General features: G+C 43.1%; 38 protein-coding genes. 34 read left to right on the top strand and 4 right to left on the bottom strand.

Going from position 1 to position 23,437, the window contains the following annotated elements:
- Positions 1 to 24: 24 nt before the first annotated feature.
- From rpsE to rpsI, 16 genes are all read left to right on the top strand, one after another.
- On the top strand, positions 25 to 522 hold the full coding sequence (rpsE, locus tag MH117_RS24790; protein WP_028543525.1) for a 30S ribosomal protein S5: 498 nt from the start codon (positions 25 to 27) through the stop codon (positions 520 to 522).
- A gap of 13 nt (positions 523 to 535) precedes the next feature.
- A complete protein-coding gene (rpmD, locus tag MH117_RS24785) occupies positions 536 to 721 on the top strand; it encodes a 50S ribosomal protein L30 (protein WP_239333581.1) in 186 nt (61 codons plus the stop codon).
- 90 nt (positions 722 to 811) lie between these two features.
- Complete coding sequence (gene rplO, locus MH117_RS24780) at positions 812 to 1,252, top strand: 50S ribosomal protein L15 (RefSeq protein WP_239333579.1); 441 nt, start codon at positions 812 to 814, stop codon at positions 1,250 to 1,252.
- Complete coding sequence (secY, locus tag MH117_RS24775; RefSeq protein WP_239333577.1) at positions 1,252 to 2,550, top strand: preprotein translocase subunit SecY; 1,299 nt, start codon at positions 1,252 to 1,254, stop codon at positions 2,548 to 2,550. Before rplO ends, secY begins: the two co-directional genes overlap by 1 nt.
- A 145-nt stretch (positions 2,551 to 2,695) precedes the next feature.
- On the top strand, positions 2,696 to 3,340 hold the full coding sequence (locus MH117_RS24770) for an adenylate kinase (RefSeq protein WP_239333575.1): 645 nt from the start codon (positions 2,696 to 2,698) through the stop codon (positions 3,338 to 3,340).
- A gap of 5 nt (positions 3,341 to 3,345) precedes the next feature.
- Positions 3,346 to 4,098: a type I methionyl aminopeptidase gene (gene map / locus MH117_RS24765; RefSeq protein WP_239333573.1), complete on the top strand. Its 753-nt coding sequence runs from the start codon at positions 3,346 to 3,348 to the stop codon at positions 4,096 to 4,098.
- Positions 4,099 to 4,107: 9 nt separating this feature from the next.
- Positions 4,108 to 4,419 (top strand): KOW domain-containing RNA-binding protein, encoded by a 312-nt coding sequence (locus MH117_RS24760; RefSeq protein WP_239333571.1) that lies wholly within the window; start codon positions 4,108 to 4,110, stop codon positions 4,417 to 4,419.
- Positions 4,420 to 4,421: 2 nt separating this feature from the next.
- A complete protein-coding gene (gene infA / locus MH117_RS24755; protein ID WP_006676514.1) occupies positions 4,422 to 4,637 on the top strand; it encodes a translation initiation factor IF-1 in 216 nt (71 codons plus the stop codon).
- A gap of 98 nt (positions 4,638 to 4,735) precedes the next feature.
- A complete protein-coding gene (gene rpmJ / locus MH117_RS24750; protein ID WP_003333770.1) occupies positions 4,736 to 4,849 on the top strand; it encodes a 50S ribosomal protein L36 in 114 nt (37 codons plus the stop codon).
- 18 nt (positions 4,850 to 4,867) lie between these two features.
- Complete coding sequence (gene rpsM, locus MH117_RS24745) at positions 4,868 to 5,236, top strand: 30S ribosomal protein S13 (RefSeq protein WP_028543532.1); 369 nt, start codon at positions 4,868 to 4,870, stop codon at positions 5,234 to 5,236.
- A gap of 16 nt (positions 5,237 to 5,252) precedes the next feature.
- Positions 5,253 to 5,648: a 30S ribosomal protein S11 gene (gene rpsK / locus MH117_RS24740; RefSeq protein ID WP_028543533.1), complete on the top strand. Its 396-nt coding sequence runs from the start codon at positions 5,253 to 5,255 to the stop codon at positions 5,646 to 5,648.
- A 136-nt stretch (positions 5,649 to 5,784) separates the two neighbouring features.
- Positions 5,785 to 6,729, top strand: a complete 945-nt coding sequence (locus MH117_RS24735) for a DNA-directed RNA polymerase subunit alpha (protein ID WP_028543534.1) — start codon at positions 5,785 to 5,787, stop codon at positions 6,727 to 6,729.
- A 33-nt stretch (positions 6,730 to 6,762) separates the two neighbouring features.
- Positions 6,763 to 7,128, top strand: a complete 366-nt coding sequence (gene rplQ, locus MH117_RS24730) for a 50S ribosomal protein L17 (protein ID WP_239333569.1) — start codon at positions 6,763 to 6,765, stop codon at positions 7,126 to 7,128.
- Positions 7,129 to 7,311: 183 nt separating this feature from the next.
- Positions 7,312 to 8,088 carry a tRNA pseudouridine(38-40) synthase TruA gene (gene truA / locus MH117_RS24725; RefSeq protein WP_239333567.1) on the top strand — a complete coding sequence of 259 codons (777 nt, stop codon included), beginning with the start codon at positions 7,312 to 7,314 and terminating at the stop codon, positions 8,086 to 8,088.
- Positions 8,089 to 8,346: 258 nt separating this feature from the next.
- Positions 8,347 to 8,784, top strand: a complete 438-nt coding sequence (gene rplM, locus MH117_RS24720; protein ID WP_239333565.1) for a 50S ribosomal protein L13 — start codon at positions 8,347 to 8,349, stop codon at positions 8,782 to 8,784.
- Positions 8,785 to 8,804: 20 nt separating this feature from the next.
- Positions 8,805 to 9,197, top strand: coding sequence for a 30S ribosomal protein S9 (rpsI, locus tag MH117_RS24715; RefSeq protein WP_028543538.1), 393 nt, complete (start codon positions 8,805 to 8,807; stop codon positions 9,195 to 9,197).
- Between the two features lie 52 nt (positions 9,198 to 9,249).
- Here the strand turns inward: rpsI and MH117_RS24710 are convergent, their stop codons facing one another.
- From MH117_RS24710 to MH117_RS24695, 4 genes are all read right to left on the bottom strand, one after another.
- Entirely contained in the window at positions 9,250 to 10,452 is a 1,203-nt protein-coding gene (locus MH117_RS24710; RefSeq protein WP_239333563.1) for a site-specific integrase, read from the bottom strand.
- Positions 10,424 to 10,612, bottom strand: coding sequence for an Arm DNA-binding domain-containing protein (locus MH117_RS24705; RefSeq protein WP_239333561.1), 189 nt, complete (start codon positions 10,610 to 10,612; stop codon positions 10,424 to 10,426). Before MH117_RS24705 ends, MH117_RS24710 begins: the two co-directional genes overlap by 29 nt.
- Before the next feature lie 71 nt (positions 10,613 to 10,683).
- Positions 10,684 to 11,124, bottom strand: a complete 441-nt coding sequence (locus MH117_RS24700; protein ID WP_239333559.1) for an ImmA/IrrE family metallo-endopeptidase — start codon at positions 11,122 to 11,124, stop codon at positions 10,684 to 10,686.
- Positions 11,125 to 11,157: 33 nt separating this feature from the next.
- The gene (locus MH117_RS24695; protein ID WP_239333557.1) at positions 11,158 to 11,478 is read right to left on the bottom strand and encodes a helix-turn-helix domain-containing protein; all 321 of its coding nucleotides are present in this window, start codon (positions 11,476 to 11,478) and stop codon (positions 11,158 to 11,160) included.
- Positions 11,479 to 11,706: 228 nt separating this feature from the next.
- Between MH117_RS24695 and MH117_RS24690 the strand changes: the two genes are divergently transcribed.
- The 18 genes from MH117_RS24690 (at position 11,707) to MH117_RS24610 (ending at position 23,425) form a co-directional block, all read left to right on the top strand.
- Complete coding sequence (locus MH117_RS24690; RefSeq protein ID WP_239333555.1) at positions 11,707 to 11,865, top strand: hypothetical protein; 159 nt, start codon at positions 11,707 to 11,709, stop codon at positions 11,863 to 11,865.
- Between the two features lie 18 nt (positions 11,866 to 11,883).
- The gene (locus MH117_RS24685) at positions 11,884 to 12,201 is read left to right on the top strand and encodes a DUF771 domain-containing protein (RefSeq protein WP_239333553.1); all 318 of its coding nucleotides are present in this window, start codon (positions 11,884 to 11,886) and stop codon (positions 12,199 to 12,201) included.
- A complete protein-coding gene (locus MH117_RS24680) occupies positions 12,198 to 12,443 on the top strand; it encodes an ORF6C domain-containing protein (RefSeq protein ID WP_239333530.1) in 246 nt (81 codons plus the stop codon). The genes MH117_RS24685 and MH117_RS24680 overlap by 4 nt, the downstream gene beginning before the upstream one ends.
- Positions 12,440 to 12,721 carry a hypothetical protein gene (locus tag MH117_RS24675; protein ID WP_239333528.1) on the top strand — a complete coding sequence of 94 codons (282 nt, stop codon included), beginning with the start codon at positions 12,440 to 12,442 and terminating at the stop codon, positions 12,719 to 12,721. The genes MH117_RS24680 and MH117_RS24675 overlap by 4 nt, the downstream gene beginning before the upstream one ends.
- A gap of 9 nt (positions 12,722 to 12,730) precedes the next feature.
- Positions 12,731 to 12,892, top strand: a complete 162-nt coding sequence (locus MH117_RS24670) for a hypothetical protein (RefSeq protein ID WP_239333526.1) — start codon at positions 12,731 to 12,733, stop codon at positions 12,890 to 12,892.
- A gap of 55 nt (positions 12,893 to 12,947) precedes the next feature.
- Positions 12,948 to 13,934, top strand: coding sequence for a phage replisome organizer N-terminal domain-containing protein (locus MH117_RS24665; protein WP_239333524.1), 987 nt, complete (start codon positions 12,948 to 12,950; stop codon positions 13,932 to 13,934).
- Entirely contained in the window at positions 13,861 to 14,163 is a 303-nt protein-coding gene (locus MH117_RS24660) for a replicative helicase loader/inhibitor (protein ID WP_239333522.1), read from the top strand. The genes MH117_RS24665 and MH117_RS24660 overlap by 74 nt, the downstream gene beginning before the upstream one ends.
- Positions 14,160 to 15,467 (top strand): replicative DNA helicase, encoded by a 1,308-nt coding sequence (locus MH117_RS24655; protein ID WP_239333520.1) that lies wholly within the window; start codon positions 14,160 to 14,162, stop codon positions 15,465 to 15,467. Before MH117_RS24660 ends, MH117_RS24655 begins: the two co-directional genes overlap by 4 nt.
- A gap of 134 nt (positions 15,468 to 15,601) precedes the next feature.
- A complete protein-coding gene (locus MH117_RS24650) occupies positions 15,602 to 16,189 on the top strand; it encodes a hypothetical protein (protein ID WP_239333518.1) in 588 nt (195 codons plus the stop codon).
- On the top strand, positions 16,158 to 16,496 hold the full coding sequence (locus MH117_RS24645; RefSeq protein WP_239333516.1) for a hypothetical protein: 339 nt from the start codon (positions 16,158 to 16,160) through the stop codon (positions 16,494 to 16,496). Before MH117_RS24650 ends, MH117_RS24645 begins: the two co-directional genes overlap by 32 nt.
- A 9-nt stretch (positions 16,497 to 16,505) precedes the next feature.
- Positions 16,506 to 17,591 (top strand): DNA polymerase III subunit beta, encoded by a 1,086-nt coding sequence (dnaN, locus tag MH117_RS24640; protein WP_239333514.1) that lies wholly within the window; start codon positions 16,506 to 16,508, stop codon positions 17,589 to 17,591.
- Positions 17,592 to 17,656: 65 nt separating this feature from the next.
- Positions 17,657 to 18,130 carry a sigma factor-like helix-turn-helix DNA-binding protein gene (locus MH117_RS24635; RefSeq protein ID WP_239333512.1) on the top strand — a complete coding sequence of 158 codons (474 nt, stop codon included), beginning with the start codon at positions 17,657 to 17,659 and terminating at the stop codon, positions 18,128 to 18,130.
- 269 nt (positions 18,131 to 18,399) lie between these two features.
- The gene (locus MH117_RS24630; protein WP_239333510.1) at positions 18,400 to 18,954 is read left to right on the top strand and encodes a site-specific integrase; all 555 of its coding nucleotides are present in this window, start codon (positions 18,400 to 18,402) and stop codon (positions 18,952 to 18,954) included.
- Between the two features lie 161 nt (positions 18,955 to 19,115).
- A complete protein-coding gene (locus MH117_RS26895; protein ID WP_481857297.1) occupies positions 19,116 to 19,421 on the top strand; it encodes an HNH endonuclease in 306 nt (101 codons plus the stop codon).
- A 92-nt stretch (positions 19,422 to 19,513) separates the two neighbouring features.
- Positions 19,514 to 19,879, top strand: coding sequence for a P27 family phage terminase small subunit (locus MH117_RS24625; protein WP_239333508.1), 366 nt, complete (start codon positions 19,514 to 19,516; stop codon positions 19,877 to 19,879).
- A complete protein-coding gene (locus tag MH117_RS24620) occupies positions 19,872 to 21,620 on the top strand; it encodes a terminase large subunit (protein WP_239333506.1) in 1,749 nt (582 codons plus the stop codon). Before MH117_RS24625 ends, MH117_RS24620 begins: the two co-directional genes overlap by 8 nt.
- 13 nt (positions 21,621 to 21,633) lie before the next feature.
- Complete coding sequence (locus MH117_RS24615) at positions 21,634 to 22,830, top strand: phage portal protein (RefSeq protein ID WP_239333504.1); 1,197 nt, start codon at positions 21,634 to 21,636, stop codon at positions 22,828 to 22,830.
- Complete coding sequence (locus MH117_RS24610) at positions 22,814 to 23,425, top strand: HK97 family phage prohead protease (RefSeq protein ID WP_239333502.1); 612 nt, start codon at positions 22,814 to 22,816, stop codon at positions 23,423 to 23,425. The genes MH117_RS24615 and MH117_RS24610 overlap by 17 nt, the downstream gene beginning before the upstream one ends.
- Positions 23,426 to 23,437 lie beyond the last annotated feature (12 nt).

The raw sequence follows: 23,437 nt of genomic DNA, 5'->3' as shown, positions 1-23,437 counted from the left end.
ATTTAACAAAAGGAGGTTGACGACTTGCGAGTTGATCCAAACACGTTAGAACTGTCTGAAAAAGTTGTTCAAATCAATCGTGTGTCTAAAGTCGTAAAAGGCGGACGTCGTTTTAGCTTTAGTGCACTCGTTGTTGTCGGAGACGGCAAAGGCTGGGTAGGCGCTGGCATCGGTAAAGCTTCCGAGGTTCCTGACGCTATCCGCAAAGGCATCGACGATGCTAAGAAAAATCTCATTCATGTTCCTTTCGTCAATACGACAATCCCTCACTTGGTAACTGGAAGCTTTGGCGCTGGTAAAGTGCTCTTGAAACCAGCTTCCGAAGGTACTGGGGTTATCGCTGGCGGCCCGGTTCGTGCCGTGTTGGAGTTGGCTGGTGTAGGCGATATCTTGACAAAATCGCTTGGCTCTTCTAACTCAATGAACATGGTAAATGCTACGCTTGAAGGTCTGTCTCGTCTGAAAACGGCAGAACAAGTAGCGAAGTTGCGTGGCAAATCCGTTGAGGAACTGTTAGGATAAGGAGGGGACTACGATGGCAAAATTGCAGATTACCCTCGTTCGCAGTCTGATCGGTCGTCCAGAGAATCAGCGTAAGACGGTGAACACTTTGGGCCTGCGTAAGATGAATCAGACGGTTGTTCAAAATGACAACCCTGCGATTCGTGGCATGGTTAATCAAGTGAATCACTTGGTTAAAGTAGAAGAAATTGAAGGCTAAGCCAAGCAGCTTAGCTTCAACTTGTTCAACCACAATGAAACAACTTATAATACATTAACGGCATAAATAATTAAGGAGGTGCGACGAACGATGAAGTTACATGAACTTTCTCCAGCACCTGGTTCCCGTGAGGAGCGTTACCGCAAAGGACGCGGTATTGCATCTGGTAACGGTAAAACTGCAGGTCGCGGTCACAAAGGTCAAAATGCTCGTTCCGGCGGTGGTGTTCGTCCGGGCTTTGAAGGCGGTCAAAACCCACTGTACCGTCGTCTGCCTAAACGCGGATTCACCAATCCTACTCGTAAAGAGTATGCGGTGTTGAACGTAGCTGACTTGAACAGCTTTGCAGCTGGAACAGAAGTTACTCCGGAATTGCTCATGGAACAAGGCATCATCAAGAACCCATTGAGCGGTATTAAGATCTTGGGTAACGGTGATTTGTCTGTTCAACTTACGGTTAAGGCTAATAAGTTCTCTCAAGCTGCGGTAGAGAAGATCGAGGCTGCCGGCGGCAAATCCGAGGTGATCTAATGTTTAAGACCGTATCGAATATATGGCGGGTCGAAGATCTTAGACGTAAGATATTATTTACGCTTATGATCTTGATCGTCTATCGCGTTGGGTCATTTATTCCTGTTCCCGGCGTCGATAAATCGGTCTTTGAGGCAACCAACCAAGGCAGTGACTTGTTCAGTCTCATGAACACGTTCTCCGGGGGAGCGTTATTCAAATTCTCTATCTTCGCACTAGGAATCATGCCGTATATCACGGCATCGATTATTGTGCAGCTTCTATCGATGGATGTCGTGCCGAGGTTTGCACAGTGGGCGAAGGAAGGTGAAGTCGGTAAACGCAAGTTAGCTCAAATTACTCGTTATGGAACGATAATTCTGGGTCTGATTCAAGCATTCGGTACAGCGATTGGCTTCAACCGCTTGTACGGGTTGCAAATGGTTCCGAACGCGACTTTAACAGATTACATTGTAATCGCCATTGTTCTAACGGCCGGAACTGCGTTTCTGATGTGGCTTGGTGAACAAATTACGGAGAAAGGTGTCGGCAACGGCATCTCGATCTTAATCTTTGCCGGTATCGTGGCAGGAATACCTACACATATGGGTGAGATTTATCAATCGCAATTTGTCAATGGCGACGGATCGCTCTTCCTAAACATTGTCAAAATGCTTGTAATTGCGCTATTCATCGTATTTATTATCGTAGGGGTTATCTACATTCAGCAAGGTAACCGCAAGATTCCGGTGCAATACGCAAAACGTGTCGTCGGCAATAAAATGTACGGCGGACAAAATACGCACATTCCGCTTAAAGTGAATGGTGCTGGTGTAATTCCGGTCATCTTTGCGGTTTCGCTATTGATGTTCCCAATTACAATAGCACAGTTCTGGACGGGGAAAGCATGGGCTAACTGGGTGATTAACAATATGTACTACGACAAGCCGCTTGGCATGGTGCTGTACGTGCTGTTAATCGTCGGTTTCACATTCTTCTATACGTTCGTTCAAATGAATCCGCAACAAATGGCGGATCAACTTAAAAAGAATGGTGGCTATATCCCAGGCATTCGTCCGGGTAAAGCTACAGCGACGTACTTGACACGTGTAATGTCTCGTATCACGCTTGCAGGTGCACTCTTCTTGGCCGTAATTTCTGTTATACCAGTGTTCTTTGGAGCACTGGCAGGATTGCCGCGAACTGTACAAATTGGTGGTACAGCGCTGCTCATCGTTGTCGGCGTAGCACTTGATACGATGAAACAGATCGAAAGCCAGTTGATCAAACGCCATTACAAAGGTTTTATCAACAAATAGTCAATAGGTTCTGATAGAGCCGTTAAGGCTCATCGGCACCTATTGTGCTGTTTCTTGTAGAGCAGAGGCTTAACGAATGCCATCGAAAGATTAACACTTCCGACGAAAGTTAAGCCTATGCTTACCAAAAAGGGAGTGACATTCGATGAACATTCTATTCATGGGGCCTCCTGGGGCAGGTAAAGGAACACAGGCTGAACGTATTGTTACGGAATTCCGAATTCCTCATATCTCCACAGGCGATGCATTCCGCGCAGCAATGCGAGAAGGAACGCCAATCGGTCTAAAGGCAAAGGAATACATTGATCAAGGTCTGCTCGTTCCAGATGACGTTACGGTTGGTGTCGTTCGTGAACGACTTGCTCAGCCGGACTGTGAACAAGGCTTCCTGTTGGACGGCTTCCCTCGTACTTTGGCACAAGCGGAAGCATTAGACGATATGCTCGAAGCTATGGGACGTAAGCTTGATCATGTCATCGACCTGAGCGTTGACCGTAATTTATTGCTGGCACGTCTCACAGGCAGACGTATTTGCAAGTCTTGCGGCGCGACGTACCATGTCATTTTTAACCCGCCACAACAAGAGGGCGTATGTGATAAATGCCAAGGCGAGTTGTACCAGCGTTCGGATGATTCCGAAGAGAAAGTTGGAACACGCCTTGACGAATATATCAACAAGACGGCTCCTTTGCTTTCATACTATGGAGACAAAGGCTTGTTGCGTCAGGTTGACGGTGAGAAGGAAATCGATACGGTGACGTCTGAGATCGTATCTTTACTGCGAGGTTAAAACGAATGATCATTTGTAAGTCCGAAGTGGAATTAGGCTTCATGAGGGAAGCAGGGCGAATTGTTGCGGAAACGCACCGTCTCATGGCCAACTCCGTCAAGCCGGGTATTACAACTCGGGAACTTGACGCCATCGCTGACAAATTCATTCGCAGTAAGGGGGCAACCCCTTCTTTCAAAGGCTACAACGGATTTTCCGGCAGCATTTGCGCATCAGTGAATGAAGAGCTGGTGCATGGCATTCCCGGCGATCGGATTTTAAACGAAGGCGACATCATTAGCATCGACATCGGTGCGCAGTATCGCGGATACCATGGCGACTCTGCTTGGACGTATGGAGTCGGCAAGATTTCGGACACCGCTCAGCGGCTGCTCGACGTCACGGAGCGTTCGCTCTATGCCGGACTTGAACTTATCAAGTCGGATGTCCGCCTGTACACGATATCCCATGCGATTGAACGCGTGATCGAGGATGCAGGTTTTTCCGTTGTACGTGAGTACGTTGGTCACGGGGTAGGTGCGGATCTTCATGAAGAACCGCAAATTCCGAACTATGGCACTCCGGATCGCGGACCTCGTCTCAAACCGGGCATGACGCTCGCCATTGAGCCGATGGTCGTTATCGGGGAACGTTATGTGAAGACGCTCGCGGATAACTGGACGGTTGTAACGGTGGACGGAACATGGTGTGCTCATTTTGAGCATACAGTGGCTGTAACACCGGACGGTTGTGAAATCTTAACGACATTAGAGAAGTAGGTGATTGGGATGAGCAGCATTCCGAACCCGCAGCTCGGCCAGTTCGTTAAGGTGCTTCAGGGCCGCGGTGAAGGCAAGCTTGCCATCATTGTTGGTGTGGAGCCTTCGCGATACGTTAACATAGCGGATGGGGACAAACGAAAGTTTGACCAGCCGAAACGTAAAAACTTGCTTCATTTGGAGTTGCACGAGGCGATAAGCCATGAAGTTGTCGATAGTTTAAAGGAAAGCGGACGGGTCACAAACAGTAAGCTACGCTATGTTATTGCAAAATACACGGAGCAACTGGCCGCTGCAAATGGTAATCAGAAAGGAGAATGACGTTGGCTAAGGAAGATGTGATTGAAGTTGAAGGCACGGTAATTGAGCCGTTGCCAAATGCGACATTTAGAGTTGAACTTGAAAATGGACACCAAATTCTTGCCCATGTTTCCGGAAAGCTGCGGATGCATTTCATCCGTATCCTTACTGGGGACAAAGTGGTCGTACAGCTGTCGCCATACGATTTGAGCAAAGGTCGCATCACTTATCGAAAATAGCACTCGGAACTCGAAGGGCGCTTGCAATGCCTTGCAAACCGTCCGGTATATCGAAAGCGGTTTGACGTGTGCAACTTTAGGACTGGGAGGTATTCAGCATGAAGGTAAGACCTTCTGTTAAACCTATCTGCGAAAAATGCAAAGTTATTCGCCGCAAAGGTAACGTTATGGTAATCTGTGAAAATCCGAAACACAAACAAAAACAAGGATAAGAAGGGGGTGTAGCGTTAATGGCTCGTATAGCTGGTGTAGACTTGCCACGTGATAAACGCGTTGAGATCGCCTTAACATACATTTTTGGTATTGGGAAGACTACTTCTCAAAAAATCATCGCGGAAACTGGCGTAAACAAAGATACTCGCGTTCGTGACTTGACGGAAGAAGAAGTTAACGCAATCCGTGAAGCAATCGACAAAAAGGTTAAGGTTGAAGGTGACCTTCGCCGTGAAATTTCTTTGAACATCAAGCGTTTGGTTGAGATTGGATGCTATCGTGGTATCCGTCATCGCCGTGGCTTGCCTGTTCGCGGACAACGTACTAAGACTAATGCTCGTACACGCAAAGGTCCTCGTCGTACGGTAGCTAATAAGAAGAAGTAAGGAGGGATAAGTAGCAATGGCTAAACCGAAAAAAGCAGTACGTACTAAACGTCGTGATCGCAAAAATATTGACACTGGTGTGGCACATATCCGTTCCACGTTTAACAACACGATTGTAACAATCACGGATACACACGGTAATGCAATTTCTTGGGCGACTTCAGGTGGATCGGGCTTCAAAGGCTCACGTAAATCTACTCCGTTCGCCGCTCAATTGGCTGCAGAAACAGCTGCGAAAGCAGCTATGGAACATGGCATGAAGACGGTAGAAGTAATGGTTAAAGGCCCAGGCGCAGGCCGTGAAGCTGCCATCCGTTCCTTGCAAGCTGCAGGTTTGGAAGTTAGCTCCATTAAAGACGTAACTCCAATCCCGCACAACGGCTGCCGTCCGCCAAAACGTCGTCGCGTATAGTTATACGCACGACTCAAATGTCGTATATAACTTACGCCTGTTGGTAATAATGGTTGTTTAGGCATACTGCATGAATCGACCGACCTTAGGTGTTTCTAAGTTAACGCCAGCGACGTTTTGAAGGAGGGTTATACAAGTGATTGAGATCGAAAAGCCGAAAATCGAAACCGTTGATGTCAATGAGGAAGGCACTTACGGCAAGTTTGTGGTGGAGCCGCTTGAACGCGGCTACGGCACAACGCTAGGGAACTCCCTGCGCCGTATTTTGCTGTCCTCTTTGCCAGGCGCTGCAGTAACATCCGTTCAAATTGACGGTGTACTGCACGAGTTCTCGACGATTCCAGGCGTCTACGAAGACGTAACGGAAATTATCTTGAACTTGAAATCCCTGTCGCTTAAAATCCACTCCGATGAAGAGAAAATTCTCGAAATCGATGCGGATGGCGAAGGGGTTGTAACGGCTGGTGACATCCGTGCGGACAGCGATGTGGAAATTTTGAACCCGGATCTCCGCATTGCAACACTCGCTCAAGGTTCCAGACTCCACATGCGCATTTATGCGAATCGTGGACGTGGCTTCGTGCTTGCGGATCGCAACAAGAATGAAGATCAACCGATCGGTGTCATTCCTGTTGACTCCATCTACACGCCTATCTCCCGCGTTAACTATAGCGTAGAGAACACGCGTGTAGGCCAAGTGACGAACTATGACAAGCTTACGCTTGAAGTATGGACTGATGGCAGCATTCGCCCTGAAGAAGCGGTGAGCCTCGGCGCGAAGATCTTGACGGAGCATTTGATGCTCTTCGTAGGTCTGACAGACGAAGCAAAAGACGCTGAAATCATGGTGGAGAAAGAGGAAGATAAGAAAGAAAAAGTACTTGAGATGACTATCGAAGAGCTTGATCTTTCTGTTCGTTCTTATAACTGCTTGAAGCGTGCAGGCATCAACACTGTTCAAGAGCTGATTACGAAAACAGAAGAAGACATGATGAAAGTCCGTAACTTGGGCCGCAAGTCTTTGGAAGAAGTTCAAGAAAAGCTCGAAGAACTTGGTTTGGGCCTGAGAATGGAAGACTAAACGGGACTTGTCTTAGAAGGAGGGGAAACTACAATGGCATATCAAAAATTGGGTCGTGATTCCAGCGCGCGTAAAGCGTTATTCCGTGACTTGGTAACCGACTTGTTCTTGTATGAGCGCATTCAAACAACTGAAGCTAAAGCGAAAGAAGTTCGTTCGATTGCTGAAAAGTTGATCACTAAAGCGAAGCGCGGTGACTTGCACGCTCGTCGTCAAGTGGCAGCATTCGTACGTCGTGAAACAGTTGATGGGGAGAAAGACGCTATCCAAAAGCTGTTCTCGGAGCTTGCACCTCGTTATGCAGAGCGTCCGGGCGGATATACGCGTATCTTGAAACTTGGTCCTCGCCGTGGCGATTCAGCGCCTATGGTGTACTTGGAACTCGTTGACCGCGCGTAATTACGACACGGTACACACGATATAACACTGTGTGAGCAGTGTGGAAGAAGGCTCCCCTTGAGGAGCTTTTCTTTTTGTCGGGATCTTGCGGTTATGCCAATTAAGCTCGACTTACTACGATTTACCGTCTGAGATAGAACGTGCTTTTCTAGAGCCATTCTATCGTACGTCACGGAGGTTAGCATGCGAAATATAGGGATGACCGTTGCTTACGACGGAACTGCGTACTGCGGCTTTCAGTCGCAGCCAGAATTGGATACCATTCAAGGGCGTATTGAAAAAGCGATTGCCATGCTGACCGAAGAACATGTCGTTATTACGGCTTCAGGCCGTACAGATGCCGGTGTTCATGCGCAGGGGCAAGTGTTTAATTTTATTACGACCTCCGCTATCCCAATTGAGCGGTGGGCCTTGGCGATGAATTCTAGACTTCCTCGTGACATTGTCATTAAGGATGCTTGGGAAGCGCCCATGGACTTTCATGCCCGTTACTCGGCTAAACGAAAGACGTATCGTTACTCCATTCTGTCAGAACGTATTCCGGATCTGTTCCAACGCCATTATGAGTTTCATCATCCGGGACGCCTACAACTGGAACCGATGCGTGCAGCTCTTAAGCATTTGGAAGGAGAGCATGACTTTACGTCTTTCGCTTCGCCGAAATCGACAAAGCAGATTCACGTACGCACGATATATCAGGCGTGGATGGAGTATGAGCCGAGCCAGAGCGGTGAGCCAGGACGCGGCAGATATCATTTATTTGTCACAGGCAATGGGTTTCTATATAATATGGTGCGCATTATTGCAGGTACTTTACTCGTAGTGGGCAGAGGTAAGATATTACCGGAAGCAATTCCGGGTATTTTAGCCGCATGTGATCGCGGAGCAGCAGGTCCTACTGCAATGTCTCACGGTCTTATGTTATGGAGTATTGATTACGGCGGGGAAGAGCGTCTGTAGCGTTTCTTTTTTCGAAAAACAACTTGCGTAAAAGCCCTTATTATTGTACAATAACAAATGTGTTTCTTTATGGCTTCCCACGGCCCCCAATAAAGAAATTACATTACTGTCTAGAACCTAATAATCAAATGTAACATATGACTTGAACGATATATACAGCATTGCGAATACCGCAGTTTGAAAGTGCTGCAGTGTCATTACACATGATGCTGAGCTGACACTTTCAAATGCAGCATATTCACCAGAGGAGGAAGTTTCATGCGTACCACTTACATGGCGAAACCAGCTGATGTTGAACGCAAATGGTTCGTTATCGATGCAGAAGGCAAGACGCTTGGTCGTCTCGCTTCCGAAGCTGCGGCACTGATCCGCGGCAAACACAAACCTACTTTCACACCACACGTTGACGGCGGTGACTTTGTTGTCATCATCAACGTTGACAAAGTTGTGTTAACAGGTAAGAAATTGCAAAACAAAATGTACTACCGTCACTCGATGCATCCAGGTGGTTTGAAAGTGACAAGCGCTCAAGAAATGTTGAACAACAAACCTGAGCGCATGGTTGAACTCGCTGTTCAAGGCATGTTGCCTAAGACACGCATGGGCAACAGAATGAAGCTTCGTGTTAAAGCTTATGCAGGCGCAGTACATCCACATCAAGCACAACAACCTGAAGTTTACGAACTTCGCGGATAATCGAAAGGGAGGACAGTACCATGGCACAAGTACAATACTATGGGACAGGTCGTCGTAAGCATTCCGTAGCGCGTGTTCGCCTCGTACCAGGTGAAGGCCGCATCGTTATCAATAAACGTGACCTTAACGAATACTTCGGTTTGGAGACTTTGAAACTTATCGTTAAGCAACCATTGAACCTCACAGAGACAGTCGGCAAGTACGACGTGTTGGTGTTGGCTCATGGCGGCGGTATCTCCGGCCAAGCTGGCGCAATTCGTCACGGGATTTCCCGTGCATTGCTTAAAGCAGACCCAGAACTTCGTCCAGCATTGAAAAAAGCTGGATTCTTGACTCGCGACCCACGTATGAAAGAGCGTAAGAAATACGGTCTTAAAGCAGCTCGTCGCGCGCCACAATTCTCGAAACGTTAAGACCCTTGCCCTACAAGGGATTGCAGCCTCGAACCTTTTTGGTTCGGGGCTTTTATTTTGCTATTTTTTTGGTCGTGACCATATTTTGACCATTTTTAACTTCGTAATCGTCGTCATCCTCCATAAATAGCTTAAACTTATTGGCAGTTTGTTCTTTTACCGCCTTTGTAACGTGAGTGTAAATGTTCATGGTCATTTTGATGTCAGAGTGTCCAAGTCGTACTTGAACTTCTTTCATAGTAGCTCCTGCTGCAAACAGGATGGATGCATGAGTGTGCCTTAGACCATGTACAGTGATACTGTATAGATCGTGGTTTTCTATTATCGAATCAAGTTTATCATTTGGATAAGCTAACCTATATGGTAAACCGTCAAATCTTGAGAAAATAAATTTATCTTTTAATTCTACCACGTTGTCAGAGATCGTAGAATTCTCTGTACGCCACTTTTTTAACATTTGGACTGTTGCATCATCAATGCTAATCAAACGCTTAGAAGCAGCCGTTTTGGGGGTGATAAGATAAAAATTATCATCCTCAAAATAAAGTGTCTTATTAAAACGAATCGTCTGATTCTTAACGTTTATGTCAGACCATTTTAAAGCAAGTACTTCTCCTTTTCTGCCACCTGTGTATATAAGAAGGTGAAACAATAAATAGTCAATAAAATTCAAATTGTTTTTTGCTATTGTCAGAAAATTTTTTACTTCTTCTTTTTCCCAGTAATTTCTGGTGTCATCGTCATCGGGGATGTATTCATCCTTTGGTGTTGGGACTATGACGTGCTTCATGGGAGTATCTCTAATTATCTCCATGCTAACTGCATATTTAAAAATTTGATCTGCGTACATCTTAATTTCATTTGCTGACTTAATTTTTTCTGCCACTTGATTTATCACGTCTTGACAATAAGATTTGGTTATCTCCTTAATTTTTAATTTCTCAAAAAAGGGTAGAACATGATTAGAAAATTTCGAAGTAGCTGTTTTTAATGTGGGAGCTTTCACTTTTTTTTCGTATATTTTATACCACTGTTTGTATACTTCGCCGTATGTGGGATTAACAGACGGTAATAAAAATGAACCTTCAATAATTTCCTTTTCGGTTTGAGCAGCATGCAGTTGAGCTTCTTTTTTTGTATTAAATCCACGCTTTGTTGAGGGTTTTCGCTTTCCGGTGGATGGATCTAATTCACCATAATACTTGTAAAGCCACTTTATACCCTCTTTAGTTTTGTACTTTTGATAACTCGCCATTCAAACTAACCTCCATTAATCTAGCTGCTAAATGAGCTTCGCTTTTTGTTAGGAAACCTGACTTTCTTAAAGATTTTCTTTTCCCTGTTGGATCTAATACATAACATGAATATCTCCATCTTGTGCCTTCCTTTGTTTGATAGTGACTGATATTAGCCATAAACAATACTCCTTTTAGAACGAATGTTCTGTTTTGTATGTATAATAAACAGCCTTTCGGCTGGAATTTGCTCATTCAAAAAATTCAAGTACGCCTAAAGGCTCAAGACATATTGTATACGCCCCCATTTTAATGAAGAGGCCATACTTTTCTTTGTAATAATTGATTGATGCTTCTAGAAATTCTTCGGTTACTTCCAAGTGCTCGGCAAACTCATATCGGTTGCGTATACCCCGTACATGTGCATTGATGAAAGATTCTATAGGAATCACTTCTTTGTAAGCCCACACCCTGGCTAACTTTTCTTGTTTAATGCTATTCAAATCTCTTTTATCAAGTATGTTTCCGCATGATGTATGATGATGACCGATTTCTTCCGAGAGAATACAGGCTTTTTTTGTACTGGTATCGAGGCGCTTGTCAATACAAATGATTCCGTCTTTGTAAAGGCCTTTTAAATTCCCTTTCAAGGGGTATTCATATACGACTATCCCGTCATTCTGCGCTCTCATAAGTAGTTTATCGTATAGCAAATAATCCCACCTCTACTGACCTCGTTTGAGTTTTACAAACTCTTTAAAACGTTCAATCTCTTCTAATTCTTCCTCTGTCCATTCTTCACCGTCATGATGTGCGGCGATTGTTTCAAATTCCCCATACACGTTATTTTTTGTTCCTGCGAGATCATCTAAAGTAACCCCAAAAAAATCAGATAGTTTCCTTAGTGTAGATAATTTTATATTGTCGGCCCCTTTATCAAACAAGGCCACAATCGTTGTATAAGGAACGCCTGATCCTTTAGCCAGTTCAGGACGATTAATACCTCTTTGTTCCATTAGTTGATTTAATTTTTCTTGTAGAGTCATTTTTCTACCCTCCATCGTAATTATATTTACATAGTATAACAAAGAATATGCGATGTAAAGGAGTATAATTCGATACAGTGTAGATTTTTGTCGATTTAAGGTTGACAAACTATGATGCATTGTAATATTGTTTGTTCAAGGGATACGATGCATCATAGAAAGGGGGCGAGAAAAGTGTTTCCAAACATCCGCGCTGAAATGGCGAGAAGTAATCTTTTAATCTCATCCATGGCAAAAAAGTTGAAACTTAATGAACGCACGCTTGGGAACAAGTTGTCGGGAAAAACTGAATTTACTTGGAGCGAAGTTAACCGGATTCGAACATTATTTTTTCCTACTTGTTCGCTAGAATATTTATTTGAACAAATTCACAACAAGAGCGCTTAGTTAAAGGGGGGATTTACGATGAGCGTACCAATTGTACAGGTTATTGTTGACGAAGATTACATACAACAAGTAGCAACTGAGCAAATTCGACGCATTTTAAAAGAGTTGGAGATAGGATGTTGGTGGGATCTGAAACGTCTTGAAGCAGAAACCTGTCGTAAACGAGTTTGGTTATTAGATAACATCTTGCTCAATCCTGTCTATAAAAAAGAAATGTCCACTATTACAAATTTGTGTGATGGTGGGCGTTGGATAATAAGAGGGGATTTGATGAGTAAATTTTTAAAGGATAATTTCCACGAGTTGAATCAATCTCGAAAGAAGAAAACGGGATGAATCATACATCGGTGCAATCTTTGGGGATTGGTGAAAAAAAGCGTATTCAAAGGGCGATTAATGATCGGGTATACAAGCTTGCTACGCCTGGACTAGCTCTCGAAGAATTATTTAGACAGCTACATCGTGCGATTAAGTCCGAGTACAACGTTACAACCTATCACGATTTGCAATCTAAGGACATGTTAGCGATTGTTCGATTTATAGCTGCGTGGCAGCCAAAAGGAGCGACAGAAGCATGATGGACAAGTATTGGTTAGCTTTGATTTTTTTGTTTAAAGAGAATGGAAAACTAAGTCGTTATGCCACATCTGAGTATATAGACCTCGCTGCTGGAACAGTACATGTCAAAAAGCTCCAAACAGTTTCCAAACCATGGTCTGCATCTGAAAGATTTATGTTACAGCTTGCATTGCACCTTTATAGCGAACGCAACAAGGTTAACTTGTCTGATATGGATCGACTTGATAGCTATAACAAAAAGCTTGCGTTGCAAGCAATTCAAATTAGATTCTTTTAGGAGGTCAAAATGCCTAAACCGTGGATGCAAGAACTTATATGGGTAAGACGAAATGAGCAAGGAGTAATAATTGGTACTGCTGAAAAGCTACCGCCAAATGTGGCCTTTATTCCTACTGTACCCCATACAAAAAAAGAACCCTCTGCAAAGGGTTCAATTGATAAAAAATAATTGTCATGCAAATTGTAAGCGAATATTGCCCCTTTTGCAATAGGAGGGAGACGTTATGTCTGAAATCAAGTGGATTAAATTATCAGTTGGGTTATTTGACGATGAAAAAATAAAGGTTATTGAGTCTATGCCAGAAGCGGATTCTATTATCGTTATATGGCTCAAGCTGATGACCATGGCAGGAAAAGTTAATGCAGGTGGGTTTATTATGCTCACTGAAAAAATCCCTTATACAGAGGATTTACTCATATCACTAATGGGGCGTCCAATTACAACCGTAAAAATGGCTCTCAAGTTGTTTCAACAGTTTGAAATGATAGAAATGTGGGAAGATGGCCGAGTGTCTCTTCCCAACTGGGAAAAGCATCAAAACATAGACGGAATGGAAAAGGTTAAGGAACAAGCTAGGCTTAGAAAAAAACGTCAGCGAGAGAGACAAAAAGAACTCCTCTTGTCGGATGGAATGTCACGTGACAACTGCGTGACCGATGTTGTGACGGTGACAGGACAAGTCACAAGTAACAATGTGACAAATCGTGACTGTCACGCAACAGATATAGAATTAGATATAGATATAGATATAGATAAAGATATTACTCTATACCCTCATCATAAAAACGATGATGAAGGGCGGTATTTTGAAATGGCATGTTATTTTCACAACAAAGTGATGGAACATGCAGAAGCTAACAAAGTGGCTCACTTGATCAAGAAGCCCAATATGAAAAAATGGGCAGATGAATTTAGAAAAATAGTCGAGTTGGACAAGAGAGCGTTGCAAGAACTAAAAGCCGTTATTGATTGGTGTACAACAGATTCATTTTGGCAAACCAACATACTTAGCCCGAAAAAGCTAAGAGAAAAATATCCAGAGCTTGGCTTAAAAATGCATGGAGGTTCCAAACCAACAAAAAGCCGCACTCAAAATAATAAAGCACTACTTCAAAAACGAATGGGGGAAATTGAGCATGAAGCCATTGGAGGTAACCAAGATCCTTTCTTTAATTACAACAGCCTTCCAGACGGTAGAAATGACAGATGAATTCATCGCCCTTTGGGAAACTATGTTGAAAGACGTGGATTACGCCCTTGCAGCTCAGAACCTGCATAAGCACATGTTATCAAGCAAGTACCCGCCAACGATTGCGGATATTGCTGCGAACAACGGAGTAGTAAGTGCAACCCGTAAACTCAACGAGACGCAGGAACGACTTGCCTTAATATCCAGTTGGGACAATGCAGTCTATTTACCAGAGGGAAGAGGCCTATGAACGAGAACTTTGTAAACCTTAGAGCTGAACAATCAGTGTTAGGCTGCTTCCTCGCCAAACCTGACCTGCTGCTTGATTGCAAGTTAAATCCAATTGATTTCGATATCGAAAATCATCAAACCATCTTCGGTTCACTTCTAGAGATGAACGAAGCGAACGAGCCGATAGATATTACAACTGTTGCTAATCGCTTGGGAAACAAGCTGTACGACGTTGGCGGTATAACATACTTGGCGCAGCTCCAAAGCAGCATTCCGACTGTGGGAAACTTTAAACAGTACGAAGGCATCGTAAGTGAGTTATCCCTCAGACGTAGGACGATGGATTTGCTTGCGGAAAAGATGAGTGACGGCAAGTCAATAGAGAGTGCCGAGCAATTCATTGCTGACATACAGGATGGCGTAACAAACTTGGCCGAAGAGAGCAACGGCGGAAAATCCTTTAGGCCGATGTCGGAAGTGCTTGAGGATCACGAGGATTTAATCGTCGCAAGGCAATCCATGAAGGGGCTGACCGGAGTCAAGACAGCCAGTAGCGTGATGGATAAGCTTACAGGTGGTCACCAAAATCAAGATTTAATATTGATCGCTGCACGGCCTTCCGTTGGTAAAACGGCATTTATGCTAAACGATGCGAGGGCGGCTGCTCAATCGGACACAGTGGATGCAGTCGGGATAATAAGTCTTGAGATGCCCGATATGCCGATAGCAGAACGAATCATTTCATCCGTCGGAAATATAGACAGTATGAAGATAAGAACCGGACGTCTGGACGATGAGGATTGGAGCAAGTACACAATGTCAAGGCAGATTGTAAAAGACATGCCTTTGTACATTGACGATTCGCCAGGAGCAACGATACGCGAAATCGCGACTAAGGTTAGAAACTTTAAACGTACGTTTGGCAGAGTTATTATTTACATCGACTATTTACAGCTTATAAGTGGCGGCAAAAAGTTTGCCAACTCGCGCGAGGAAACGGAATACGTGAGTGGGCAGCTCAAGCGCATTGCCCGCGAAAATGATTGTCCAATAGTTGTCATCAGCTCATTGAGTCGGGCAGTTGAGCAACGCCAAGATAAACGGCCAATGATGTCCGATCTTAGGGAATCAGGTAAGTTGGAGTTTGATGCTGATTCAATCATCTTCCTGTATCGGGATGATTATTACAATCACGATTCTGAGCATAAAAACATCGTTGAGGTAAACATTGCAAAAGGCCGCAACACGGGCACGGGAATGTTTGAGATGGTTTACCTTAAACACATTAACAAGTTCCTTGACTTGGATTATAGGGCGTCTTAATTCATCACCAGAACTAATTTAAGAGGGTGCCACAGCGTTTTAGAACTTCGGTAGTGAAAATATACCGAATAGGCACTTAATCGCCTTAAAACAGAACGTATGATCTTATAATATTCAATGCGGAGGGGTTTCTCATGAAAATCTGCTATCGTGACATTAAATTTAGACAAAACAGTCTTGAGTTAATCGAAAGAGTTAACCGAATCATCGAAGAATATCAAGCAAAAGGTTATTCACTCACGTTACGCCAAGTATATTACCAACTAGTTGCTAGGGATGTCATTCCTAATAACGAGCGCAGTTATAAAAACCTTGGAAACCTAATTTCAGATGGACGTATAGCAGGCTTAATTGATTGGATGGCAATTGAAGATAGAACAAGAAATCTTAGAGGTAATTCCCATTGGGACACACCTGGCGACATCATTAATTCCGCTGCTTACTCCTTCGCCTATGACAAATGGGAGGGGCAAGAAAAATATGTTGAAGTTTGGGTTGAAAAAGACGCCTTGGTCGGAATTGTTGGGCAGATATGCAACAAACTTGATGTTCCCTATTTTTCTTGTCGTGGTTATGTAAGCCAGTCTGAGATGTGGATGGCAGCACGTAGATTAAGACGCATGTCTAGCGACAAACAAACCGTAATCATTCATTTAGGGGATCACGATCCTAGCGGCGTTGATATGAGCCGTGACATCGTGGACAGACTGGGAATCTTTTGATATTTCACCAGAGTTTTACCGAATCGCATTAAACATGCATCAGATTGAAGAGTATTCACCACCACCAAACCCGACTAAATTAACAGATAGTAGAGCAAATAATTATATAGATCGGCATGGTTATGAGTGTTGGGAATTAGATGCGTTACGTCCTGAAATTATTGAAAATTTGATAAGAGATACAGTAATAGAACATTGTGACCTATCTCTTTTTGAGGAAATGAAAGAAAGAGAACAGGAAGCAAGAGAGACTTTAAAGGCGGTTGCAAGTGATTGGCCTAAGATAGAGCGGAAGTACGGAAAATAAACAATGATCATGAAAGGGGCGAAGAAAATGAAATGGAAGGCTCCGAAAAATGAACTTATTAGCATTCTTAAAAATATGACGTTCCCTAAGTCAGTCCTTCTTATAGTTGCATCTGGTCAGATAAATTTTACTAGTTCAGATAATACAGTTATGACGAAATCACATGTAGAGGCCATTATTGACGAGGTTGGCAGTGCTTGCGTGTCGGCGACGGTACTATATGATATTCTCACCAAGCTGCGCGGCGATTATGTAACATTTGAAACAAAGGAACAAACATTATTAGTAAAGGGATTAAAAACAACGGTATCTATAGCACTTTTGGACATGGTGAATTTCCCTTACCAAATCACTGAGCCTGATAATTGGCTCTTTACTATTCAGAGTAGTGATTTAAAAAAGGCCATAAAGAAGACAAATCATGCTATCCAGTCAGAAAAAGTGCCAGATACGCTCAAAGGTTTGCAAATCCAAGCTTCAGGAAATGAACTAATCTTTATTGGGACAGATAAGAAGCAATTCGCAATGTTTAAACTAGAGCTTCCGAGCGAGGAACATTTCGAGGCTATTATCCCCAAAGAGCACCTTAAATGGCTAGAGAACATCTTAGGTTCTGGTGAAGTGAGCTTTGCACTACAGGACAACTTTGGGGTGTTTGCAACAAGTACGCACGTTTTGTATACAAGAACACTCAACGGCCCTTATCCATCACTTTTAAAAATGCTCGCATTGAAACCCGTCTGCAAAATAACACTCGATTCAGACGTGCTGATTAACTCAGTGGAACTCGCAACCGTCACTGCCGATAAAACAACCACAAAAGGCACAAAGTTAGTTTATCTAAGTACTAAAGAGGATGGATTGACCATTGTAGCCCGTAACGAATTGGGGTCTACAAATGACTATATCGAAGCCGCGACAGAAGGGGATGAGGTAAAGGTTGTTTACGATTCAAGTCATCTCATCCACGCAGTCAAAGCAGCAGCAATGAGCAAGGCCGAGCTTGGTTTCGTCGGAGCTGATTCACCATTGATCATTTCTGGGGATGAAGGCACTTATGTAATAAGTGCAATAAAAAGTCGGGAGGTGTTTTAACATGAAACAAATCGAGATGATTATTGTGAATGATGCGTTCGAGCTACCCAAGGAGGGAGAAGACGATGCAGGATTTATTGCCAGAGTACAAGCAGACAATCAAGCAGCTTCAACGAGCGAAAGAAAGCTCGCTTGATACTGGAGATGTCAGAACCTTATCTGAAATGATATCAAGTACGCAATTTTCTATAGATTACATTAAAAAGGGATATTACCCAGAAAATAGAAGAGGCATACATAGGAGATCAGGCCAGCAAAGAACAACTATTCTTGATCCGTTATGGATGCAATCATATGCTTCACCTGCATCATGTGGCAGCCACGCCACGCTATCCGACACAGAACGATTACAAATCGACCTAGCTCTATCCACTTTAACTGAACAAGAGCGTCAAGCTTACACATTGCACCGTGGTTTATCATTTCCATTAAGTCAAATTGCACTTGAAATGGATGTGTCAAAAAGCACCGTACAAAGTTACCTAGACAGAGCGGATGAAAAGATTTCGCTAGAAAAGCAATTCAACCTTTTTTTATAAGTCTCATTTTTGCCGTACGATTGCCACCTATTAGTGAGACGCACAAATAACTACATGTGGACGAGGTATTCATAACCTTTCTCATAACCGCTCCTTCGGGGGCGGTATTTTACTTTTGGAAGGGGTGGACGAGTTAGAGTGAAGAATATCAAGAAACCTATGGTTAAGCAGCCCTTGAAATGCAGGGGGTGCGTGTGGGGTAGATGGGATGCACCTGCTCAGTTCTGCCTTAAACCAATTAAATGTATACGGTTGGACGGTGAAAAGAAATGAACTTTGTCCAACCAATTCGTGACGCTTATTTGCTTGAAGAAATTAAAGATTATCTCTTGAGGTCAAGTGATAAGTACGGTGTACGTAATCGGATGATGTTCGTATTTGGTATTAACAGCGGCCTTAGAATACAGGATATTTTGAAGCTTCGCGTACGAGATGTTCAAGGCGACCATATTATCATGATTGAAATGAAAACAAGAAAGAAAAAATTCCTCAAAATTACGCCCGTCTTAAAACGTGAGTTAAAGCAGTATACAGAGGGCAGAGCTGGGAATGAGTTTTTATTTCAAAGCCGTCAAGGATACAACAGACCAATCTCGCGTGAAATGGCATATAAGATTCTTAGGAAAGCGGCATCAGAGTTTGATTTGGTTGATATCGGTACTCATACCATGCGTAAGACCTGGGCCTATCACTTATATCAAAAAACGAAGGATCTTACACTCGTTCAGAAAATGCTGAATCATTCATCAGATGATTACACATTAAGGTACATTGGCATGGATCAGGATAGAATGGATGCAGCAATGGACAATTTCGGCCTTTAGTTACCTTCGTTAAGCCAGTGTGTAACTCATTAGAGTTTATTGTTACAGAATCCTTATAACCATTGGCTTGGATGAGGATTTATGAGTTCAACACAAGAATAAGATATGTGTAATTCGTAGTAACAAATAATGTAAATTACGATTGGGAAAAGAGGTGTAAAATGGCCCGTCATCCCGAGATATACGCAACCGCTGAATGGAGTCGAGTAAGGCGCTATGTAATCTCTAGGGCCGATGGTTTGTGTGAATCCTGTATACGAGACAAGAAGGTTAAGCCAGGTAAGGAAGTCGACCACATCATTGAACTAACTGATAATAATAAACATGATTGGAACATAGCCTACAACCCTGAGAACCTTCAGTATCTTTGCAGCGACTGCCATAACCACAAGCATGATAGAAGTATTGGGCTTCAGAACTTTTTATTTCCTCCTGGAATCAAATCCCCCCGGGGTGAAAAAAAATAAAAAAAGTCTGAATACCGATTGGGGAAGCTTCAAAAGCGCGCGAGTCGTTTTTTATACCCCCCTCCCCGAAGTATTGAAAGGTTGTGATAAAGTTGGCGATTATCTCAGGACATTCGAGAGAAGACCGGATAAAAAAAGAATACAATCGCCTCAAGCGACTATTAAAGGAGTTGCCAAAAGAAAAACTATCGGCAGCCGATGGAGTTATTAAAAGGGTTGCTTTCATGGCGATTACGTTAGAAGACTTAGAAGACGATATTAACGATAATGGCACTGTTGAAGAATTTACGCAGGGTGAGAATACCTATGATCGGCAGCGGCCAGCAGCAACGATATATAACGCAACAATTAAAAACTACACAAATGCTTGTAAACAACTAACCGACTTAATCCCTGCCGAAAAGAAAAAAACAGATGGAAACGATCCATTCCAAAAAATAATGGGTCGCGGTGGTTAACTTGGCTTTCGTCCCTGAATATATATCAGATTGGCACAAATATGTTGAACGAGAACCGGAGAAGCACGGCAAGGACATCAAGGACTTAAAAAGGTTAGTTGAAAAGCTGCTCAAAAGTAAAGAGGTATTTTACGATCCGATAGACGTTGATGCGTTTATTGATTTTTGCATGTTATTGAAGCATCGTGAAGGAAGATGGGCAGGACAATCATTCGAACTAACTATCGAACAAAAGTATATAGTTGCTTGTATTTTTGGATTCAAAATTTATGACGAAGAACTTGAAATGGAAGTCAGATATTTCAGAGAGCTTGTTTTGTTTGTTGCCCGTAAGTGGGGCAAGTCCTTCTTTATTTCTGCATTAGGATTATTCTTGCTAATGGCCGACAAAGAAGCTGCTGCACAGGTGTGGTGTTTAGCTACAATCAAGGCACAAGCAGGTATCGTGTATGATAATGCCAAAGCCTTACTAATGTCTAGCGATGTGCTGACTCCATCGAGTAATCCACGCAGGTATTGGAGAACGAAGCGGGATAAGGACAACGCCGAAAAATTAATATTTCTAGCAACAGACAGTTACATGAAAGCTGGGAGCAAAAACAGCAATTCACAAGATGGATTGAATCCTCATGCTTACATTATTGACGAATGTCACGCCATAACACAGCGTAATACTTATGACGTGTTTACGTCAGCGGTAGGAGCGAGAGCACAGCCATTAGGTGTAATCATATCGACATTTGGCTTTGTACGCGAAGGGATATTTGATAGCATCCTTGACCGCTGTTTAAAAGTATTGTCTGGTGAGAGCCAAGAACGATTATTCCCAATGATCTTCAGGATAGATGATGATGATCAACCGGAAGAACGTTCAACATGGATCAAGGCCAATCCAGGACTAGGTAGCCATCCAACAATGAGTTATTTGGAGGGGGAATATCAGAAGGCGCTAGAAGATCCAGCTCAAATGCCTTCCTTCCTCGCTAAGCATCTAAATAGGGCGAGCAGTTTGAGTATCATCTATTTTGATCTTACTATTGTCGATGCATGTGCTGTAAGCATGTCGCTCGACATGATACAGGATATGTACGCAGTAGGTGGTGTAGACATGGCCGAAACAACAGACCTTTGTTGTGCTTCTGCACTCATTCCCTTGAATGGTAAGCTTAGATTAATACAGAAATATTTTATTGCGAGCCAGCGTATCAAACAAAACAGCGAAGCAGACAAAATGGCATACGAAAGCTTTTGTAACACCTTGGCAACCGATCCAATCAACAAAGAATTGCTACACATTTGCGATGGTAGTATGGTTAAAAAGTCTGATGTCACAGCATGGTATGTTGAGTTGGCAGAAAAGTATGGTGTGACGTTCTGGAAGATCGGATATGATCGCTGGCATGGTGGCGATTGGGTGGATGATATGGAGATTCACGGGTTCCCTAAAGAGGATGCAAATGGTAGGGGGGTTACATTCCCTGTTGCAATGGGGGCAAAATCATTATCAACCCCCATGAAAGAAACAAAGTCATTATTTAAAGACAAGGTGATTGAATATAGTGAATACAACGGGTTGTTTCGATGGTGTACTACTAATACGGCAGCAAAGATTGATGTAAACACGAATATCCAACCAGATAAGGCAAGGAGCAGGGCGCGTATAGATGGATACGTGTCTTTTTTGATTGCTTATATTGCATATAAGAAAGTTAAAGATCAGTTCGAAGTGTATCAATCATAAAGGGGGTGATAGTTTGAATGTTTGGCAGCGGGCTAAGAACTTGTTCCGCAAAGAACAAGAGTTTTCAGCGGCACAAATCATTGACTTACTCAATCAAGGCACGCCATTAGGGTTCTTCGGACGTGAGCTTTACAATATTCCCGAAGTACGTACAGCAATCAATTTTGTAGCAGAAAAAATAGGCAGCGTCCCTTTTTACCATGCAAGGGCAGATGACAAAGGGAATGAGGTTCTGGTTAACGATAGATTGCATTATGTACTCAGCGTTAGAACAAATCCATATCAGTCTCCACAAGTATTTTGGACTTATGTCACGACACGGTTATTGATTCATAACAACGTGTTTATCTTTCCTGATTGGAACGATAATGGAGAGTTGCAAGCATTATATGTTCTTCCGTTTACTCAATTCCAGTTCCAGCAAAGCGAGGATGGACGCATCATAATCCATTTCCCTCATGCAAAGAGCTACAGCTTTTATTATGACGACATTATTCACCTTCAGCGCTTTCCCACGCAAACGGGTGGGGCACAGAAGCAAGCGACTGGTTCGTATGTGCAGATTGTAAACACCTTACAAGCGCAAGCTGTAAAGGACAGCGAGAACAGCCAACGAATTGCTGCGTTATTACAAGTTAAAACAGCGCTCAAGGGATCAGACATGAAAAAGAAGTTGGACGAGTTTAAGGACTTATTCCTTACATCTGAAAACACTACGGGTTTCGGAATGATCGGAGCGGAATACGACATCCACAAATTAGATATGAAGATCAGTCCACTAAATAAGGACTTGCTTGAATCGATCATTAGTTATCTTTATAACTATTTTGGCATGTCGAAAGAAATTGTGACGCATACCGCGACGGAAATTCAGGTCGAACAGTTCGTCGACAACACAATTAAACCTATCGTATTCCAGGCTATAGAAGAATTAACTTACAAGTTATTTTCCTTTATTGAGATTGGTCATAACAACAAAGTATTGGCTGAGTTAGTGGATTTGGAAGTTAGTACACTAACCGCAAAGACAACATTTTTTAAAGAAATGTTATTCGGGGGTGTTGTGAACCGGAACGAGATAAGAAAGCGTATCGGATTACCGCGCGGCCCTGCTGAGCTTGATGAGTTTATGGAAAGCAAGAATTTTCAAACGTTACCGGAAGGGAATTATGTGGTAGGGGGAGGTGAGACAGATGGAGACGACGGTTAAAAAGTCGCCGCTTGCGGCTCAAGAAAAACGGAAAGTAAATTTCGAAAGTAAGGGTACAGGTTTCAGGGCTGTATCAGATGAAGTAGATGGAAAGGTCATTCGACGGTTACGAGGTTATCCGATCTTATTTGATGTACCAGGCAAACCGTGGGTATCCAGCCAGTGGATAGAAAAGGTGGACAAGAAAGCGTTGGAGGGCGTTGACTTCTCAAGGCTTGTCATTCTGCTGGATCATAATACGACATGGGTACTAGGGCGCGTTGGTAAAAATATGCGAGCAGAAATTGACGATGTAGGATTGTTTGTTGAGGTTACATTGGGTGATACATGGATTGATGATTATGCTTTTGATCGTGTGGAGCGGGAAATCATAGATGGTATGTCGTTTTGGTTCGATAATAACGCTGTGATTGCTACAGATTGGGAAAACAAAATTGATGTCATCCTGAAAATTAACCAGGTATTTGAAGTGAGTTTAGTTACATTCCCTGCTTACGATGAAACGGTTATTGTGGCTGAGAATGTTGAGGAACAGATCGAGGCTATAGATGATGATGAAAAAGAAGCGCTCGCTAATTTAATGAGTCAATTATAAGGAGATGAATGG

Source organism: Paenibacillus sp. ACRRX, assembly GCF_022346885.1.
GTDB lineage: Bacteria > Bacillota > Bacilli > Paenibacillales > Paenibacillaceae > Paenibacillus_B.
The sequence above is the reverse complement of the archived record's forward strand: the minus strand, read 5'-3'. Positions and strand labels throughout refer to the sequence as shown.